A 17560-nucleotide genomic window follows, 5' to 3' on the forward strand; every position below is an offset into this window, starting at 1 on the left:
ACGGCAGCGGAGCGGGTCGGCAGGCGAGCATGCGCCAGCTGACGGCACTCGACGCGCAGTTCCTCAACGTCGAGTCACCCACCACGGTGGGGCACGTCGGGAGCCTGATCGTCCTCGACCCCTCCACTGCCCCTGGCGGCGTCTGGAACCTGGACACCGTCCGGGACGTCTTCGAGCCCCGGCTGCACCTCGCCGCGCCGCTCCGGCAGCGCCTGGTCGAGGTGCCGCTGGGGCTCGGTCGTCCCTACTGGGTCGACGACCCGCACTTCGACATCGAGTTCCACCTGCGCGAGCTGGCGCTGCCCGCGCCGGGCACCCGCGAGCAGCTCGGCGAGCAGGTCGCGCGGATCCACGCCCGCCAGCTCGACCGCAGTCGCCCGCTCTGGGAGGCCTACGTCATCACCGGCCTCGAGGACGGTCGCGCGGCGTTCTACTCCAAGATCCACCACTCCGCGATCGACGGCGTCTCCGGCGCCGAGATCCTCGAGACGATCATGGACGTCACCGTCGAGCCCCGCGACGTACCCGGCGAGGAGGCGGACTTCGTCCCGCGGGCGATGCCCTCGACGGTCAACCTGGTCCGCCGCGGCGTGCGGCAGATGGTGGTCAACCCCCTCGAGCTGCTGCAGCGGGTGCCCCGCACCCTGCGGTACGTCGACCGGCTGCCCGGCGCGGCGAACTTCCCGGGCACCCACCTGGTCAGCGAGGGCGCCGCGCTCGTCGGGCGCCTGCTCGGCGAGGAGAGCCGGCCCGAGCTGCACACCCGCGAGCTGAGGGCCCCGCGCACCCCGTTGAACGGCACGATCACCGCGCATCGCCGGTTCGCCTTCGGGTCCCTCCCGCTGTCGGACGTGAAGACCGTCAAGAACCACTTCGGGATGACCGTCAACGACGTGGTGATGGCCCTGACCGCCGCCGCCCTGCGGCGCTGGCTGCTCGACCACGACGCGCTTCCGGGCACCCCGCTGGTCGCCGCCGTGCCGGTGTCGATCCGCACCGAGGACCAGGCCGGATCGCTGGGCAACCAGGTGTCGGTGATGCTGGCCGAGCTGCCCACCCACCTCGGCGACCCCCACGAGCGCATGGCGTTCATGCGGGAGTCGATGGCGGACGCGAAGCGGGCGTTCGACGCCGTACCCGCCTCGCTGCTGCAGGACGTCTCCGCGCTGGTCCCCACGGCACTGTCCGGCCTGGCCGCCCGGGCGCTGTTCCGGCTCGCCACCGTGCCCGGGGTGCTCTTCAACCTGTTCGTGAGCAACGTGCCCGGCCCGCAGCTGCCGCTGTTCATCGCCGGCGCCCGCGTCGAGGGGATCTACCCGGTCTCGGCGGTCACCGACATCACCGGCGGGCTGAACATCACGCTGTTCTCCTACGACGGGTCCCTGGACTTCGGGCTGATCGCCTGCCGGGAGATGGTCCCGGACGTGTGGCACCTGATCGGCTACCTCGAGGACGCGATGGCCGAGATGGTCGCCCTGGTGCCCGCCGCCCCGCCCGGCACGGCGGCCGCCACGAAGGCGACCGCCACGAAGGCGACCGCCACGAAGGCGACCGTGAAGAAGGCGACGGTCAAGAAGGCGGGTCGGAGCCCGGTCAAGAAGGTGGCGGCCAAGAAGGTCACCGCGAAGCGCGGTCGGCCACCCGCCTGATCGCGTCCGCGAACGTGTCGTGCAGCTGCTCGGGGAGGTCGTGGCCCATCCCGGGCACCAGCAGCAGCTCGGAGCCGGGGATCGCGCGCGAGGTGGCCCGGCCGCCCGAGACGTGCACCATCTTGTCGGCCAGGCCGTGGATCACCAGGGTGGGCACGGTGATCTCCCGCAACCGCGCCGTCCGGTCGGGCTGCGAGACGATCGCGATCATCTGCCGGGCGACCCCGGCGGCGCTCACCCCGCGGTCCCAGGTCTCCGCGGCCCGGTCGCGCACCGCCTGCTCGGTGTCGGGGTAGACCGACGAGCCGATGACCGCCCAGAACCGGGCCGAGCCGTCGACGTACGCCTTGCGGGTGACCGCGGGCCGCTCCAGCAGGCGGGGGAGCAGCCGCGGGTCCTGCCAGCCGACCGTGCGGCGGCCGGTGGTGGACATGATCGAGGTCAGCGACCGGACCCGGTCGGGCCGCAGCAGCGCCATCGTCTGGACGATCATGCCGCCCATCGAGATGCCGACGACGTGCGCGGACTCCAGGCCGAGGTGGTCCAGCAGCCCGAAGCCGTCCTCGGCCAGGTCGTCGAGCGTGTACGGCGGCCGGGGGCGCGTGCGGGACGGCCCGACGAAGGACTGCACGAGCAGCCGGCGGGTCACCCGGCCCGGGGCCCGCGAGGACCGGCCGGTGTCGCGGTTGTCGTAGCGGATCACGAAGAACCCGCGGTCGGCCAGCGCGCGGCAGAACGCCGGGCTCCACCAGGTCATCGGGCCGCCGAGGCCCATCACCAGCAGCAGCGGCTCGCCGGTGCGGTCACCGAAGGTCTGGTAGCAGAGCTCGAGGCCGTTCGGGAGGGCGGCGTACTGCTCGGGAGAGGCACCGTCCGGGACCGCGGCCGAGGCCTGCGACGAGGGGGAGGACATCGGGACCTTTCGTCGATTGCACCGTACTCACAAGTATATCGACCGGCCCGTTCGGGTGGATTTCCGCGCGGGCCCACATACCCGGGGTACGAAGTGGCTATCGTCACAGGGTGGGCTCACCCGTGGGATCGTTCCTCTGCCCGCCCGGCTACGCCGGGCCGTCCGGCCTGCGCGCGATCGCGCGGGAGGGCAGCGCGATGACGGAGGCCGCCCGGTTCGTCCGGCGCAGCGCCCAGGACCGGTTGCGTCGCCGCGACACGCCCTACGCGATGCGCGTCCCGGAGCCCGGCCTCGAGCCGGTGGTGCTGGTGCCCGGGTTCCTGGCCGGCGACGGCAGCCTCGCGCTGATGTCCCGCCACCTGCGCGGCCTCGGCTACCGCACCTACCGCTCCACGATGCACGCCAACGTGGGCTGCACCCGCGAGGCCTCCGAGGTGCTCGAGCAGCGCATCGAGGCGATCGCCACCAAGCGCGGCCGCAAGGTGACGATCGTGGGACACAGCCTCGGCGGCCTGATGGCCCGCGGCCTGGCCGCGCGGCGCCCGGACCTCGTCGACGGCATCGTCACGCTGGGCAGCCCGGTCCTCGCGCCCGGGGCCGCGCACCCGATCCTGCTGTTCGACCTCAAGGTGCTCAACCGGCTGCAGCGCGCCGGACTGGGCCGGGTGATGGGGGAGGACTGCACCTCCGGCGCGTGCGCGCAGGTGAGCTGGGAGCAGTCCCGCGTCCCGCTGGTCCGGGGGCTGTACTTCACCTCGGTGTTCTCCCGGCGCGACGGCATCGTCGACTGGCGCAGCTGCCTGGACCCGCAGGCCAAGACCGTCGAGGTGGCCACCAGCCACCTCGGGATGGCGTTCGACCCGGTCGTCCTGGACATCGTGGCCGCGTCGCTGGCCGCGCACCGGGCCCGCCGGACCCGCGCGCTCAGCCAGCCGGCCAGGTGGTCGGCAGGTCCTGACGCGTCGGTGGGTTAGCCCCGCGCCGCGAGCACGTCACCGCGGCGGCCGTCGCGGCGCCCCGGACCAGCAGCCGCACCCGGTCGTCGTCCAGCGCGCGCACGGCGCCCTCGCCGTCGGCGACCACGCCCCAGTCGCACAGCATCGCGAGCGTCGCCGCCATGAACGAGTCGCCGGCGCCCACCGAGTCGACCAGGTCGGTCGGCGGCGCGGGCACGGGCAGCGTCGCGCCGTCCGTGAACGCCACCGCACCCTCCGCACCGCGGGTGAGGATCACCAGCTCGGTGTCGGTGCCGGACAGCAGCTCGCGGCAGACGTCCTCCTCCGGGGTGTCCGGGCGCAGCAGCCGCAGGTCCTCGTCGGAGAGCTTCACCAGCCGGGCGAGGCGGGCGATCTCCACCACGTCGGCCCACGCCGCCTCGCGGTCGTCGAGGAAGGCCGGGCGGATGTTGGGGTCGTAGCTCACGAACACGTCGTCCTCGACGGCCCGCCGGACCAGGTCGACGACCGCGGCGCGCCCCGGCTGCAGGGACGCGCCCAGCGAGCCCACGTGGATGCCGAGCAGGTCGTCGGGCAGCTCCTGGGCGGGCAGGTCCCACACCAGGTCGAAGTCGTACGTCGCGGAGTGCTGCTCGTCGAGGTGCGCCGTCGCGGTGCTCGTCGTGCGCCCGGGGACCACCGAGCCCTCCGACAGCGTCACGCCGCTGGCCCGGACGAAGTCGGCGCAGAGCCGGCCCAGGGCGTCGTCACCGAGCAGGGTGACCAGGGTGGTGGGGACGTCGAGCCGGGCGAGACCGACCGCGACGTTGAGGCAGGAGCCGCCGACCGCGTCGTGCCGGGGGCTGCCGTCGGAGGGCACCACGACGTCGACGAGGGACTCGCCGACCACCAGGAACGTGGTCATCCCTGCCGGCCGAAGTCGACGGCGGCGTACGCCTTGAGCTTCTGCAGCTTGTGGTCGGAGGTGATCGACCGGATGGTGCCGCTGCGCGAGCGCATCACCAGGGAGTGCGTGCTGGCGCCCCCGGCGCGGTAGCGCACGCCCTGCATCAGCTCGCCGTCGGTGATGCCGGTGGCCACGAAGAACACGTCGTCACCGGTGACCAGGTCGTCGGTGCCGAGCACGTGGTCGGGGTCCAGGTCGTGCCCGGCGTCGAGGGCCCGCTGCCGCTCCTCGTCGTCCTTGGGCCAGAGCCGGCCCTGGATCACGCCGCCGAGGCACTTCATCGCGCAGGCGGTGATGATGCCCTCGGGGGTGCCGCCGACGCCGAGCAGCAGGTCGATGCCGGTGCCCTCGCGGGCGGCCATGATGGCGCCGGCCACGTCGCCGTCGGTGATGAACTTGATGCGGGCGCCGGTGGCCCGGATCTCGTCGACCAGCCCGGCGTGCCGCGGCCGGTCGAGGACCACGACGGTCACGTCCTCGGGGGAGCTGCCCTTGGCCTTGGCGACCTGGTGGACGTTCTCGGCGACCGGGTAGCGGATGTCCACGGCGTCGGCGGCCTCCGGGCCGGTGACCAGCTTCTCCATGTAGAACACCGCGGACGGGTCGTACATCGAGCCGCGCGGGGCCACCGCCATGACGGCGATCGCGTTGGCCATGCCCTTGGCGGCCAGCGTGGTGCCGTCGATCGGGTCGACGGCCACGTCGCACTCGGGACCGGTGCCGTCGCCGACGTGCTCGCCGTTGAACAGCATCGGGGCGTTGTCCTTCTCGCCCTCGCCGATCACCACCACGCCGCGCATGCCGACGGTCGAGATCAGGGTGCGCATCGCGTTCACCGCGACCCCGTCGGCACCGTTCTTGTCGCCCCGGCCGACCCACCGGCCCGCGGCCATCGCGGCGGCCTCGGTGACACGCACGAGCTCGAGGGCGAGGTTCCGGTCCGGTGCCTCGTGGGCGGCGGAGAGGCCGGTCGACAGCGGGGTGGCGTCAGACATGCTCGGATCCTAGGGCATCGACGTGGACACGCCGCGACGCTCGAGTCACTGCCCGCCGTAGACCGAGACCTCGGTGGCCTTGACCGTCGCCCACACCTCCGCACCGGGTACGACGCCGAGTTGCGAGGCGGACGCGGGGGTGACGTCGGCGATCAGCCCGGCGGCCGCGTCGACGTGCACCCGCACCGCCGAGCCGTGCGGGGCGACCGACGTGACCCGGCCCGGCCAGCGGTTCCGGGCCGATCCGTGCGGCTCCCCGACCGTCAGCGTGACCGCCGAGGGGCTGAAGCAGGCTCTGACCTCGCCGCGGGCCGGGGTGGTCGAGACCAGCGTCGTTCCGTCGGCCAGCCGGATCGACGTACCGGCGCTGGTGCCGCGGAGCACGTTGAGCCCGACCAGCCGGGCCACGTGGTCGGTGGCGGGCTGCCGGGCGACCTCGGCGGGGGTGCCGTCCTGGGCGACCCGGCCGTCGTCGATGACCAGCACCCGGTTGGCCACCGTCATGGCGTCGAGGGCGTCGTGGGTGACCAGCAGCGAGACGCCGTCGAAGTCCGCGAGGTGCCGCGACAGCTCCAGGCGCAGCGCCATCGCGACGCCCACGTCGAGGGAGGACAGCGGCTCGTCGAGCAGCAGCAGCCGCGGCTCGGTGACCAGGGCCCGGGCGATCGCGACCCGCTGGGCCTGGCCGCCGGACAGCTGGGCGGGCCGCCGGCCCGCGAGGTCCTCGACGCCGAGCCGGGCCAGCCAGGCCAGGGCCCGCTCCTCGGCGGCCCGGCGGCGGACGCCGCGGCTGCGCGGGCCGAACGCGACGTTGCCCAGCGCGGTGAGGTGCGGGAACAGCATCTCCTTCTGGAAGACCATCCCGATCCCGCGGCTCCGGATCTCGGTGCGCGTGGCCGGAGCGTCCCAGGTCTCCCCGTCGCAGACCACCCGCCCGTCGTCCAGGGGTACGACGCCGGCCAGCGCGCGCACCAGCGTGGACTTGCCGGCGCCGTTGGGGCCGATCACGGCGACCACGTCCCCGCGCTCGGCGGTCAGCCGCACGTCGAGGGTGTGCCCGGGCCGGCGGACCACGACGTGCGCGTCGAGGTAGGGGCTCACGTGCGCACCGCGCCCTGCACGGCCTGGTCGAACCAGCGCTCCCGGAGCAGGGCGAGGATCGCGACGGAGACGACCATCAGGATCACGCTGAGCACCAGGGCGGCGTCCTGGTCGCTCTGCAGCGCCACGTAGATCGCGCTCGGCATCGTCCGGGTGGTGCCCGGGTAGTTGCCGGCGAAGGTGATGGTGGCGCCGAACTCGCCGAGCGCCCGGGCCCAGCCGAGCACCAGCCCGGCGAGCAGGCCGGGTCCGGCCAGCGGCAGCCCGACCCGGCGGAACGTCGTCCACCGGCTGGCGCCGAGGGTGGCCGCCACCACGTCGTACTCCCGGTCGGCGGCCCGCAGGGCGCCCTCGACACTGAGCACGAAGAACGGCAGCGCCACGAACGCGTGCGCCACCACTACGGCGACGGTGGTGAACGGGATGCTGATCCCGGTCGCGTCGTACAGCGGCCCGCCGACCAGCCCGCGGCGCCCGAACGCCGAGAGCAGGGCGACGCCGCCCACGACCGGCGGCAGGACGAGGGGGACGATCACCAGCGCCCGGACCAGGGACCGGCCGGGGAAGTCGACGCGCGCCAGCGTCCAGGCCAGCGGCACCCCGACCACGCTGACCAGCGCGATCGCGGCCAGCGAGGTCACCAGCGAGAGCCGCAGCGCGTCGAGCACCGCCGGGTCGGTGAGCCGGGAGAGGAAGTCGGTCCACGGCGTGCGGGCCAGCAGCGCCACCAGCGGCAGGCCGAGGAACACCGCGGCGACCGCCGCGGGCCCCAGCAGCCGCGCCGGTGCGCGGCCGAGCGCCGGTCCGCGACCGCTCACGGCTTCCCGAAGCCGGCGTCGGCGAGCACCTTCTGGCCCTGGCTGCCCGTGACCAGGTCGACCCAGTCCTGGGCGAGCTGCGGCTTCTTCGCGCCGCTCAGCGCCGCGATCGGGTAGGTGTTGAGGTTCGCGTCGGAGGTCGGGATGTCGACGGGCCTCACCTTGTCGCCGCCGGCGACCGCGTCGGTCGCGTAGACCAGCCCGGCGTCGGCCTCGTCGAGCTCCACCTTGCTGAGCACCGCCTTCACGTCGACCTCCTCGCTGGCCGGCTCGGCGGTGATGCCGGTCGCGTCCAGCACCTTGACGGCGAGCTTGCCGCACGGCGCGGTGTCCACGCACACGACGTACTTCACGCCGGGCTTGGCGATGTCCGCGAACCCGGTGATGCCGGCGGGGTTGTCCGGTGGGACCACGAGCTGCAGGTGGTTGGTGGCGAAGACGGTCGGGTCGCCCTGGGTGCCGTGGGCGTCCACGACGGTCTGCATGGTGTCCTGGTCGGCGGTGGCCAGCACGTCGGCCGGTGCGCCCTGGGTGACCTGCTCGGCCAGCGTCGCGCTGGAGTCGAAGGCGAGCTTGACGTCGACGCCGGGGTGGTCGGCCTCGAAGTCCTTCGCGAGCGAGGTGAACGACTCGGTGAGGGACGCGGCGGCCAGGACGTTCAGGGTGCCGGTCTCCCGGGCGCTGCTGCCGGTGCCGCCCGACGCCGCCGAGCCGGAACCGCAGCCCGCGAGGGCCAGGGTGGCGACCAGGGACAGGGCGAGTGCGGCGGTGCGGTTTCTCATGGCAGCTCCACGACGACGTTGGTGGACTTGACGGAGGCGATGGCCAGGACGCCGGGCTCGAGGCGCAGGTCGTCGGCGGCCTCCGCGCTCATCAGGGAGACCAGGCGGTAGGGCCCGCAGACCATCTCGACCTGGGCCATCACGGTGTCCTTCTTCACGGCGGTGACGATCCCGCGCATCCGGTTGCGGGCGCTGACCGCGGTGGCCCGGCTGACGTGCCCGAACCCCTCCGCCCCGTCGGCCAGGCTCTTGGCCAGGGCGGCCAGGTCGGTCCCGGCGATCCGGGTCCTGCCGTCCTCGCCGGCGGCGGCGTCGACCCGTCCGGCGTCGATCCACCGGCGCAGCGTGTCGTTGCTGACCCCCAGCACCCCCGCGGCCTCGGCAACTCGGTAGGTGCTCACGCGGAGATCCTGCCGCACCTGCGACGCGATGTCGACCATATCCGCTGCAGATGCGGAAGTCGGCGTGAGAACTGCCCGGCCGGGTACCGCGCGGCCTACCCCGGGAGGAGAGGCATGACGAGGTACGGATACACGCTGATGACCGAGCAGTCGGGTCCGCGGGAGATCGTGCGGTACGCCGCCGGCGCCGAGGAGGCCGGCTTCGACTTCGAGGTGATGAGCGACCACTACTCGCCCTGGCTGGCCGAGCAGGGGCACGCGGCGTACGCGTGGAGCATGCTCGGGGCGGTCACCCAGGTGACCGAGCGGGTCGAGCTGATGACCTACGTGACCTGCCCGATCATGCGGTACCACCCGGCCGTGGTCGCCCAGAAGGCCGCCACGATCGGCCTCCTCAGCGACGGCCGCTTCACGCTGGGCCTCGGGGCGGGGGAGAACCTCAACGAGCACGTCGTGGGACGGGGGTGGCCGGGGGCGAACACCCGGCACGAGATGTTCGGCGAGGCGATCGAGATCATCCGCCGGCTGCTCGACGGCGGCTACGTCAACTACGTGGGCGAGCACTTCCGGGTCGACTCCGCGAAGGTCTGGGACCTGCCCGAGCAGCGGGTGCCGATCGGGGTCGCGGTCTCCGGCGACCAGTCCATCGAGAAGTTCGCACCGCTCGTGGACCACCTGATCGCGGTCGAGCCCGACCGGGACCTCGTCGCGAAGTGGGACGACACCGTCACCGGGCGGGAGAGCCGCAAGATCGGTCAGCTCCCGATCTGCTGGGACACCGACCGGGCCCGCGCGGTGGAGCGCGCCCACGAGCAGTTCCGCTGGTTCGGCGGTGGCTGGAAGGTCAACGCCGAGCTGCCCGGGCCCGCGGGCTTCGCCGGAGCCACCCAGTTCGTGCGGCCCGAGGACGTGGCGGCCTCGATCCCGTGCGGCCCGGACCTCGACGGGATCGTCGAGGCCGTCGCGGCGTTCACGGCGGCCGGGTTCACCGACGTGGCGCTCGTCCAGATCGGCGACGAGAACCAGCAGGAGTTCCTCGACGTCGCCGCCCGGGACCTGCTGCCGGCCCTGCGGGCTAGCTGACCAGCGGGGCCCACGCCCACAGCACCACCACGGCGACCAGCACGGCGGGCAGCGTCACCAGCGCGGAGAGCACGTGGAAGTCCCGCGCCGAGGCCTCCCCGCCGTGCCGGATCACCGTCCTGCGCCACAGCAGGTTCGCCAGCGACCCGGTGTAGGTCAGGCTCGACCCGACGCCGAGCCCGACCAGCGCCGCCATCACCGCGGTCACGCCGAGCGGGGCGACCAGCGGGACCAGCAGCAGCGTGGCCGGCAGGTTGTTGACGATGTTGGCCAGCGCGGTCGCCACCAGCGCGATGACCAGCAGCCCGACCAGGCCGTCGTCCCCCGGCACCACCCTGCGCACCAGGTCGCCGAGGAAGGTGTCGGTCAGACCCGCCACCACCACGCCCAGGCAGAGCACGAAGATCGCGAACGACAGGTGCGTGGACCGCAGCACGGTGCGGGAGTCGATGCGCCGGCGGGACAGCGCGTAGCCGCTGAGCGCGACCGCGGCCACGCCCGCGACCCAGGCCGGCTCCACCCCGAGCGGCGACAGCGCCGCGAACGCCACCAGCATCACCGCCACCATCACCAAGGGCACGACCGGCAGCGGCACGCGCCGCTGCGGGCCGGTGGCCTCGGGGGTGCGGGCCAGGTCGCGGGCGAAGTAGAACCGGTGCCCGACGTACTCCACGGCGATCACCGCGAGCCACACCGGCGCCATCAGCAGCGCGAACTCCAGGAACGACGTGTCCGGGATCGACGGCAGCGCCAGCAGGTTGGTGAGGTTCGAGATCGGCAGCAGCAGCGAGGCCGAGTTCGCCAGCCGGGCGCAGGCGTAGACCATCGGGCGGGGGCTGACCAGCGTGCTGGTCGCCGCCGCCGCGACCACCGGGGTCAGCAGCACCACGGTCGCGTCCAGGCTGAGCGCCGCGGTGGTGAGCGCGGCGGCCACGAACGTCAGCAGCAGCATCCGCCGCGGGCTGGCGCCGCTGGCCCGGGCCACCGCGGAGCCGACCGCCGCGAACACCCCCTCGGCGGCGCACACCTCCGCGACCACCAGGATCGCGGACAGGAACGCGACGACCGGGAACAGCAGCTCGGTCTGCGCCACCGCCCCGGACCAGTCCACCGCGCCGCTGAGCAGCACCGCGCCGGCGGCCACCAGCCCGACCAGGACCTCGACCCAGGCCGGGGGGTGCACGAACGCCACGACGAGCAGGACCACGAGCGCGACGACGGCGAGCACGTCGACCAGGGCGGTTGGCACCGCGGAAGACTACGCCCCGGACCGGGCCGGGTTTTCCGCGCTTGCGAGGATGGACGCGTGAGTGGACAGGCAGGGCGCTACCAACGATCGGCCGGTGGCATGGTCGGGGCGATGGTCGTGATGGTCGTGCTGCTGGTGGCATGGGTCGGCTTCCGGTCGCTGACCACCCAGGAGCCGGACAACCCGGTGCGGACCGTGGACTACGCGCAGGTGGTCGGTCCGGCGAGGAAGGCCGCGCCGTTCGACCTGGTCGCCCCGCCGACGCTGCCGGCCGGCTGGCGCGCCACGTCGGTGGACTTCAACGACCAGTCGCAGCCCCGCTGGCACCTCGGCGTGCTCACCGACCAGAAGCGGTACGTCGGCCTGGAGCAGTCCGAGCGCCCGGTGCGACAGATGGTCCACCAGTACGTCGACAAGGACGCGTCGCGCGGCGCCCCGGTGCGGGTCGCGGGCAGCTCGTGGTCGACGTACACCGACGCGGGCGGCGACCTGGCCCTGGTCCGCAGGGACGGCACCACCACCACCCTGGTGGTCGGCCACGACGTGCCGCGCGGGCAGCTGCTGGCCTACACCGCCGGCCTGCGGTAGCTAGTCGGCGTCGCGCTCCGCCAGCGCGGCGTCCAGCCGGGACTTGGCGCCGTCGAGCCAGCCCTGGCAGATCTGCGCGAGCTTCTCGCCGCGCTCCCACAGCGCCAGCGACTCCTCGAGGTCGGTGCCGCCGGACTCCAGCCGGCGGACGACGTCGACGAGCTCCTCGCGGGCCTCCTCGTAGCTCGGCCGGTCCTCGGTCATGACGTCTCCTTCAGCGGTGCGGTCAGCTCGGTGGTCTCGGTGCCCGTGACGGTGACGGCGATCCGGCCGTCGACGACCCGGACCTGCAGGGCGCGGCCGGGGTCGGCCTGCTCGACGCTGGTGACGACGTGGCCGTCGGCGTCCTGCAGGACGGCGTAGCCGCGCTGCAGGGTCGCCAGCGGGGACATCCCGCGCACCCGTGCGAGCTGGTGGCCGAGGTCGTTGGCGGCCCGGTCCAGCTGGTGGTGCAGGGTCCGGCGGGCCCGGTCGCGCAACCCGTCGACCTCGACCGAGCGGGCGCTCAGCCCGCTGCCGGGGTCGGCGAGCGCCGGGCGGGCGCGCACGGTGTCCAGGGCGTGCTGCTCGCGGGCCAGCCAGGCGGTGACCAGCTGCCGGCCGCGGTCGCGCAGGTGCTCCACGCGCAGGGTCTCCTCGGCGACGTCGGGCACCACGAGCTTGGCGGCGTCGGTCGGGGTGGACGCGCGGACGTCGGCGACCAGGTCGAGCAACGGGCTGTCCGGCTCGTGGCCGATCGCCGAGACGACCGGGGTCCGCGCGGCGAACACCGCCCGGACCAGGCCCTCGTCGGAGAACGGCAGCAGGTCCTCCACCGAGCCGCCGCCCCGCGCGATCACGATGACGTCCACCTCGGGGTCACGGTCGAGACGGCCGAGCTGCTCGATCACCTCGGCGGCCGAGGTGGTGCCCTGCATCGCGGCGTACCTGGTCGCGAAGCGCACCGCCGGCCAACGGCGCCGGGCGTTCTCCAGCACGTCGCGCTCGGCGGCGCTGTTGGGAGCGGTGACCAGGCCGACGGTGCCCGGCAGGAACGGCAGCCGGCGCTTGCGCTCGGCCGCGAACAGCCCCTCCGCGGCGAGCAGCTGGCGGCGCCGCTCGATGCGGGCGAGCAGCTCGCCGAGCCCGACCATCCGGATCTCGCGGGCGTAGAGCGACAGCGTGCCGCGGTTGGCGTAGAACGACGGCCGCGCGTGCACCACCACCGAGGCACCCTCCACCATCGGCGGGTTGAGGGAGTCGAAGACCTGGCGGGAGACGGTGACCGGGATGGAGATGTCCGCCACGGTGTCGCGCAGCGTCATGAAGACGGTGTTCATGCCCTGGCGCCGGTTGAACTGGGCGACCTGGCCCTCCACCCACACGGCACCGAGCCGGTCGACCCACTGGGAGATCGCGTTCGCGATCTGCCGGACGGGTGCCGGCTGCTCGAGGGAGGTCTCCAGTGCCACGCGAGCACCCTAGGCCAGAGCACCTACGATGAACGCATGAGCACTTCGGACCTGGGGATACCGCCCGTCCTCGCCCGCGACGAGGCCGACCGGCGCGCCGTGCTGCTGGCCGCGCCCCGGGGCTACTGCGCGGGCGTCGACCGGGCCGTGATCACCGTCGAGAAGGCGCTCGACCTGTACGGCGCCCCCGTCTACGTGCGCAAGCAGATCGTGCACAACAAGCACGTCGTCGCGAACCTCGAGTCCCGCGGGGCGGTGTTCGTCGAGGAGCTCGCGGAGGTCCCGCCCGGGGCCACCGTGGTGTTCTCGGCGCACGGCGTCTCGCCCGAGGTGCACCAGCAGGCCGACGAGCGCTCGCTGAAGACCATCGACGCGACCTGCCCGCTGGTCACCAAGGTGCACCACGAGGCCCGCCGGTTCGCCGCCGACGACTACGACATCCTGCTGATCGGGCACGCCGGTCACGAGGAGGTCGAGGGCACGGCGGGGGAGGCCCCCGAGCACATCCAGCTCGTGCAGACCCCCGCGGACGTCGCGGACGTCGTGGTCCGGGACCCGGCGAAGGTGTCCTGGCTGTCCCAGACCACCCTGTCGGTCGACGAGACGATGACGATCGTGGACGCCATCCGGGCCCGCTTCCCGCTGCTGCTCGACCCGCCCTCCGACGACATCTGCTACGCCACCCAGAACCGCCAGATGGCGGTCAAGGAGATCTCCGTCGACGCCGACCTGGTGATCGTCGTGGGGTCCGGCAACTCCTCCAACTCGGTGCGCCTGGTCGAGGTCGCGCTGGAGGCCGGTGCCCGGGCGTCGTACCGGGTGGACGACGCCTCCGAGATCGACGAGTCCTGGCTCGAGGGCGTCGAGACGGTCAGCGTCACGTCGGGCGCCTCGGTGCCCGAGGACCTGGTCGACGGCGTGCTGGCGTTCCTGGCCGAGCGCGGCTACCCCGACGCCCAGGCGGTGCACACCGCCGAGGAGTCGCTGATCTTCGCGCTGCCCCCGGAGCTGCGGCGCGACATCCGCGCGGCCGCCCAGCAGGCCTGAGCCCTCGGCGGACGGCTCAGCGGGGGCCGCGGATGGTGCCCGCGTTGCGGAGCGCCACCTGGCGCAGCGCGAGGATCGCCAGCGTCAGCGCGTAGCCGACGACCAGGGACCCGGCGTGGTGCGCCAGCCCGGACACGACCGCCTGCAGGAAGCCGTCGCCCGGGTCGGCGACGGTGCCGCGGGTGAGCAGGGCGAGGATCGCGACGGTGCCGGCCATCAGCAGCGGCGGGAGGACGCCGATGACGAAGAAGTCCTGGGGACGTACGGCGAGCGCGGCGGCCACGCAGACCAGCACGAAGGCGACGTCGAACACGACGGTGACACCGCTGAACACCAGCAGGTCGAGGACCACGGCGAGCAGGACCAGGGCGCCGGCGGCGTTGGCCACCAGGCGTCCGGGCTGACGGCCCTCCTCCCAGAGGGTCCGGTGGTGCGCGGCACCTGTGCTCACCCCTGCACGGTAGGGCGCGCGGGACCGGCTCAGGGTGCGACGCGCCGAACGACGGGCTGCGCCGGGTCGGGCGTGTCCAGGCCGGGCAGCTCGGGGCGCTGCTCGGCGACCGTCTCCAGCAGCTCGGAGGCGGTGAGCGGGCGGGGCGCGTCGACGACGACCGCCGGGGTGACCAGCTCGTCGCCGCCGACCCCGAGGTCGCCGAACCGGCGGGCGGACACCAGCACGCGGTTCTCCAGCGAGCCGACCGCGCGGTTGTAGGCGCTCACCGCCCCGGTCAGCGAGCGGCCGAGCCGGTCGAGGTGACCGCCCATCGTGGCCAGCCGCTCGTGCAGGTCGCGGCCGAGCTCGTGGATCTCGCTGGCCTTGTCGGCGAGGGTCTGCTGCGTCCAGGCGTAGGCGACCGTGCGCAGCAGCGCGATCAGGGTGGTCGGGGTGGCCAGCACGACCTGCCGCTCGGCGGCGTACTCCAGCAGCGTGGGCTCGGCCTCGAGCGCCGCGGACAGGAACGACTCGCCCGGCACGAACAGCACCACGAACTCGGGGGTGGAGGGCAGCGCGCGCCAGTAGGCCTTGCCGGCCAGGGTGTCCACGTGCTGGCGCAGCTGCCGGGCGTGCCGCGCCAGGTGCCCGTCGCGCACCGCGTCGGAGTCCTGGCCGGGGTCGACCGCGCAGGCGTCCAGGAACGCGTCGAGCGGGACCTTGGCGTCGACCACGACGTTCTTGCCGCCCGCGAGGGTGACCACCAGGTCGGGGCGCAGCACCGCGTCGCCGCTGCGTGCGGTCACCTGCTCGGCGAAGTCGCAGCGGTCCACCAGGCCGGCGAGCTCGACGACGCGGCGCAGGTGCAGCTCTCCCCACCGGCCCCGGACCTGCGGCTTGCGCAGCGCGGTGGACAGCGAGGACGTCTCCCGGCGCAGCACGTCGGTGGAGTGCCGGACGTCCTCGACCTGCTGCTTGAGCTGGCTCTGCCAGGAGACGCCGTGCTGGGCCATGTCCCGCAGCTGGTCGTGGAGCCGGTCGAGGCTCTCGCGCACCACGGCGGCCTCGGCGGCCCGGCTCTCCGCCTGGGCGATGACGTGCCGCTCGGGGGACGCCCCGGGCTGGTGCCGGGCGCGGGCGAGGAGCACGCCGACGGCCGCCCCGAGGAGCAGTCCCACGAGCAGCACGAGAAGCAGCGAGAGCGTCGTACCCAGGTCCATGTCTGCAGGATGCCGGGCACCGCCGACAGTTCCGTCGTGGAGCGGGGTGTGTCGCGGGTCGGGACGGGTAGAGGGGCACCATGACCAGCGCGGGCACGCCTCGGGGGCTGCTGTTCGGCACCGCCGCGGAGAGCTACGAGCGCTACCGGCTCGGCTACCCCGACCAGGTCGTCGACCGCACCCTGGCCTACGCCGGCCGGCCGGTCGCCGAGGCCGTCGAGGTCGGGGCCGGCACCGGCAAGGCGACCCGGGCGTTCGCGAGCCGCGGGGTCCGGGTGCGGGCGCTGGAGCCGGACCCGGACATGCACGCCGTGCTGCAGCGGGAGACCGCCGCGATGCCCGTGGAGCCGGTGTTGACCACCTTCGAGGCGTACGACGGGCCGCCGACCGGCCTGGTCTACGCGGCCGCCGCCTGGCACTGGACCGACCCGTCGACGCGGTGGACGCACGCCGCCGACCTGCTCGAGCCGGGCGGGGTGCTGGCGATCTTCGGCAGCCAGCTGCGGCTGGCCGACCCGGCCCTCGAGGAGGCGGTCGGCCGCGCGCTCGCCGACCGGGTCGACGACTCCGCGTCCCGGCCGGAGGACGAGCCGTCCGCACCGGCCTGGCGGCTCGCGGAGATCGAGGGGTCCGGGTTGTTCCAGGACGTCCGGAGCCACGACCTGGCACGGGAGGTCACCGTGTCCCAGGAGGAGTACGTCGGCCACCTGTCGACCATCTCGGCGTTCCTGCGGCTCGGCGTCGAGGACCGCCAGAAGGTGCTGCGCCGGGTCGTCGAGCTCGTGCCGGCCCAGGTCACCCTGGACGCGTCGGTGGTCCTGCAGCTCGCCCGGCGGCGGTCCTAGCCGAGCAGGGCCCCGGCCCGGGCGAGGAAGAACAGCACGAACATCAGCACGACGACGACCACCAGCGCCACCATCAGCCACGGGGTCACGGTGCGGCGGCCGGAGCCGGCCGTCGTGGGGCCGGGGTTGACGCTGCCGCTGTCGGGCGGGGTCTCGCCCGGAGGGACGCCGCCGCCCGGCTCCAGCCCGGTGGTGTCGTCGGGCTCCGGGTCGAGGTTCGTCGGAGGGGCGTTGCGCGGCTCGGTCATGGCAGAGCGGTGCCCGGTGCGTCCGGGCGCAAACTCAGTCGGACAGGTCGACGATCACCGGGGCGTGGTCGCTGGCGCCGGTGCCGGCCCGCTCGTCGCGGTCGATCCGGGCGCCCGTGACCCGGGCGGCGAACGCCGGGGAGCCCAGCACGAAGTCGATCCGCATGCCGCGGTTCCGCTCGAAGCGCTGCCGGTAGTAGTCCCAGTAGGTGTAGACCTCCGGGCCCGGCAGCAGCGGGCGGACCACGTCGGCGTAGCCCGCGTCGACGACCGCCTGGAACGCCGCGCGCTCCGGCGGCGTCACGTGGGTGCTCTTCGCGAACTGCGCGATGTCGAAGACGTCCTCGTCGAGCGGCGCGATGTTCCAGTCGCCGGTCAGCGCGACCGCGCGGTCCGGGTCGTCGGCCAGCCAGCCGGCGGCGTTCGTCCGCAGCGCCTCGAGCCAGGCGAGCTTGTAGTCCAGGTGCGGGTCGCCGACCGCCCGTCCGTTGGGCACGTAGAGCGACCACACCCGCACCCCGTCGCAGGTGGCGCCGATCGCGCGGGCCTCGGCGGCCACCGGGTCGCCGTACCCGGGCATGCCGTCGAAGCCCTGCTGGACGTCCTCGATGCCGACCCGGCTGACGATCGCGACGCCGTTCCACTGGTTCAGGCCGTACGTCGCGACCTCGTAGCCCAGCGCCTGCAGGCCCATCGTCGGCCACTGGTCGTCGCGCGCCTTGGTCTCCTGGAGGGCGAGCACGTCGACGTCCTGCCGCTGCAGGAACGCCTCGACCCGGTCGATCCGGGAGCGGACGGAGTTCACGTTCCAGGTGGCGATGCGCATCGCGCCAGC

Annotated in this window: 20 protein-coding genes; 6 read left to right on the plus strand and 14 right to left on the minus strand. The window is 73.8% G+C overall.

All coding sequences use genetic code 11. The annotated features are described in order from the left end of the window. Positions 1-29: 29 nt before the first annotated feature. A complete protein-coding gene (locus tag KRR39_RS00710) occupies positions 30-1649 on the plus strand; it encodes a WS/DGAT/MGAT family O-acyltransferase (RefSeq protein WP_216939920.1) in 1620 nt (539 codons plus the stop codon). Here KRR39_RS00710 and KRR39_RS00715 read toward each other — a convergent pair. Further along, complete coding sequence (locus KRR39_RS00715; RefSeq protein WP_216939921.1) at positions 1618-2562, minus strand: alpha/beta fold hydrolase; 945 nt, start codon at positions 2560-2562, stop codon at positions 1618-1620. The two genes, KRR39_RS00710 and KRR39_RS00715, sit on opposite strands and share 32 nt — an antisense overlap. A 110-nt stretch (positions 2563-2672) precedes the next feature. Between KRR39_RS00715 and KRR39_RS00720 the strand changes: the two genes are divergently transcribed. Then, the gene (locus tag KRR39_RS00720; RefSeq protein ID WP_216939922.1) at positions 2673-3536 is read left to right on the plus strand and encodes an esterase/lipase family protein; all 864 of its coding nucleotides are present in this window, start codon (positions 2673-2675) and stop codon (positions 3534-3536) included. Here KRR39_RS00720 and KRR39_RS00725 read toward each other — a convergent pair. Genes KRR39_RS00725 through KRR39_RS00750 form a run of 6 tightly spaced genes read right to left on the minus strand, consistent with a single transcriptional unit; the run spans position 3487 to position 8561 of the window. Continuing rightward, complete coding sequence (locus KRR39_RS00725) at positions 3487-4422, minus strand: carbohydrate kinase family protein (RefSeq protein ID WP_216939923.1); 936 nt, start codon at positions 4420-4422, stop codon at positions 3487-3489. The two genes, KRR39_RS00720 and KRR39_RS00725, sit on opposite strands and share 50 nt — an antisense overlap. Continuing rightward, a complete protein-coding gene (glpX, locus tag KRR39_RS00730; protein WP_216939924.1) occupies positions 4419-5459 on the minus strand; it encodes a class II fructose-bisphosphatase in 1041 nt (346 codons plus the stop codon). Before glpX ends, KRR39_RS00725 begins: the two co-directional genes overlap by 4 nt. Positions 5460-5504: 45 nt before the next feature. Further along, entirely contained in the window at positions 5505-6560 is a 1056-nt protein-coding gene (locus KRR39_RS00735; RefSeq protein ID WP_216939925.1) for an ABC transporter ATP-binding protein, read from the minus strand. After that, a complete protein-coding gene (locus KRR39_RS00740) occupies positions 6557-7378 on the minus strand; it encodes an ABC transporter permease (protein ID WP_254185417.1) in 822 nt (273 codons plus the stop codon). The genes KRR39_RS00735 and KRR39_RS00740 overlap by 4 nt, the downstream gene beginning before the upstream one ends. After that, complete coding sequence (gene modA, locus KRR39_RS00745; RefSeq protein ID WP_216939926.1) at positions 7375-8160, minus strand: molybdate ABC transporter substrate-binding protein; 786 nt, start codon at positions 8158-8160, stop codon at positions 7375-7377. The genes KRR39_RS00740 and modA overlap by 4 nt, the downstream gene beginning before the upstream one ends. After that, a complete protein-coding gene (locus KRR39_RS00750) occupies positions 8157-8561 on the minus strand; it encodes a TOBE domain-containing protein (RefSeq protein ID WP_254185418.1) in 405 nt (134 codons plus the stop codon). Before KRR39_RS00750 ends, modA begins: the two co-directional genes overlap by 4 nt. A 114-nt stretch (positions 8562-8675) precedes the next feature. Between KRR39_RS00750 and KRR39_RS00755 the strand changes: the two genes are divergently transcribed. Further along, entirely contained in the window at positions 8676-9644 is a 969-nt protein-coding gene (locus KRR39_RS00755; RefSeq protein WP_216939928.1) for a TIGR03557 family F420-dependent LLM class oxidoreductase, read from the plus strand. Here KRR39_RS00755 and KRR39_RS00760 read toward each other — a convergent pair. After that, positions 9637-10893 (minus strand): SLC13 family permease, encoded by a 1257-nt coding sequence (locus KRR39_RS00760; RefSeq protein ID WP_216939929.1) that lies wholly within the window; start codon positions 10891-10893, stop codon positions 9637-9639. The two genes, KRR39_RS00755 and KRR39_RS00760, sit on opposite strands and share 8 nt — an antisense overlap. Before the next feature lie 57 nt (positions 10894-10950). On the opposite strand from KRR39_RS00760, the gene KRR39_RS00765 reads away from it, so the two are divergent. Continuing rightward, positions 10951-11481: a DUF4245 domain-containing protein gene (locus tag KRR39_RS00765; protein WP_216939930.1), complete on the plus strand. Its 531-nt coding sequence runs from the start codon at positions 10951-10953 to the stop codon at positions 11479-11481. Here KRR39_RS00765 and KRR39_RS00770 read toward each other — a convergent pair whose 3' ends face one another. Beyond that, positions 11482-11685 (minus strand): exodeoxyribonuclease VII small subunit, encoded by a 204-nt coding sequence (locus tag KRR39_RS00770; RefSeq protein WP_216939931.1) that lies wholly within the window; start codon positions 11683-11685, stop codon positions 11482-11484. Continuing rightward, complete coding sequence (gene xseA / locus KRR39_RS00775; protein WP_216939932.1) at positions 11682-12932, minus strand: exodeoxyribonuclease VII large subunit; 1251 nt, start codon at positions 12930-12932, stop codon at positions 11682-11684. Before xseA ends, KRR39_RS00770 begins: the two co-directional genes overlap by 4 nt. Positions 12933-12968: 36 nt before the next feature. Between xseA and KRR39_RS00780 the strand changes: the two genes are divergently transcribed. After that, positions 12969-13979: a 4-hydroxy-3-methylbut-2-enyl diphosphate reductase gene (locus tag KRR39_RS00780; protein WP_216939933.1), complete on the plus strand. Its 1011-nt coding sequence runs from the start codon at positions 12969-12971 to the stop codon at positions 13977-13979. A gap of 16 nt (positions 13980-13995) precedes the next feature. Here KRR39_RS00780 and KRR39_RS00785 read toward each other — a convergent pair whose 3' ends face one another. Further along, the gene (locus KRR39_RS00785) at positions 13996-14430 is read right to left on the minus strand and encodes a DUF6542 domain-containing protein (protein WP_216939934.1); all 435 of its coding nucleotides are present in this window, start codon (positions 14428-14430) and stop codon (positions 13996-13998) included. A gap of 29 nt (positions 14431-14459) precedes the next feature. Continuing rightward, on the minus strand, positions 14460-15632 hold the full coding sequence (locus tag KRR39_RS00790) for a DNA recombination protein RmuC (RefSeq protein ID WP_216939935.1): 1173 nt from the start codon (positions 15630-15632) through the stop codon (positions 14460-14462). 80 nt (positions 15633-15712) lie between these two features. On the opposite strand from KRR39_RS00790, the gene KRR39_RS00795 reads away from it, so the two are divergent. After that, positions 15713-16477, plus strand: a complete 765-nt coding sequence (locus tag KRR39_RS00795; protein ID WP_216939936.1) for a class I SAM-dependent methyltransferase — start codon at positions 15713-15715, stop codon at positions 16475-16477. On the opposite strand, the gene KRR39_RS00800 is transcribed toward KRR39_RS00795, so the two are convergent. After that, a complete protein-coding gene (locus KRR39_RS00800; RefSeq protein WP_216939937.1) occupies positions 16474-16725 on the minus strand; it encodes a DUF6480 family protein in 252 nt (83 codons plus the stop codon). The two genes, KRR39_RS00795 and KRR39_RS00800, sit on opposite strands and share 4 nt — an antisense overlap. A 34-nt stretch (positions 16726-16759) precedes the next feature. Next, positions 16760-17551, minus strand: coding sequence for an exodeoxyribonuclease III (locus tag KRR39_RS00805; RefSeq protein WP_216939938.1), 792 nt, complete (start codon positions 17549-17551; stop codon positions 16760-16762). Between the last annotated feature and the right edge of the window lie 9 nt (positions 17552-17560).

This window comes from Nocardioides panacis, assembly GCF_019039255.1.
GTDB lineage: Bacteria > Actinomycetota > Actinomycetes > Propionibacteriales > Nocardioidaceae > Nocardioides_B > Nocardioides_B panacis.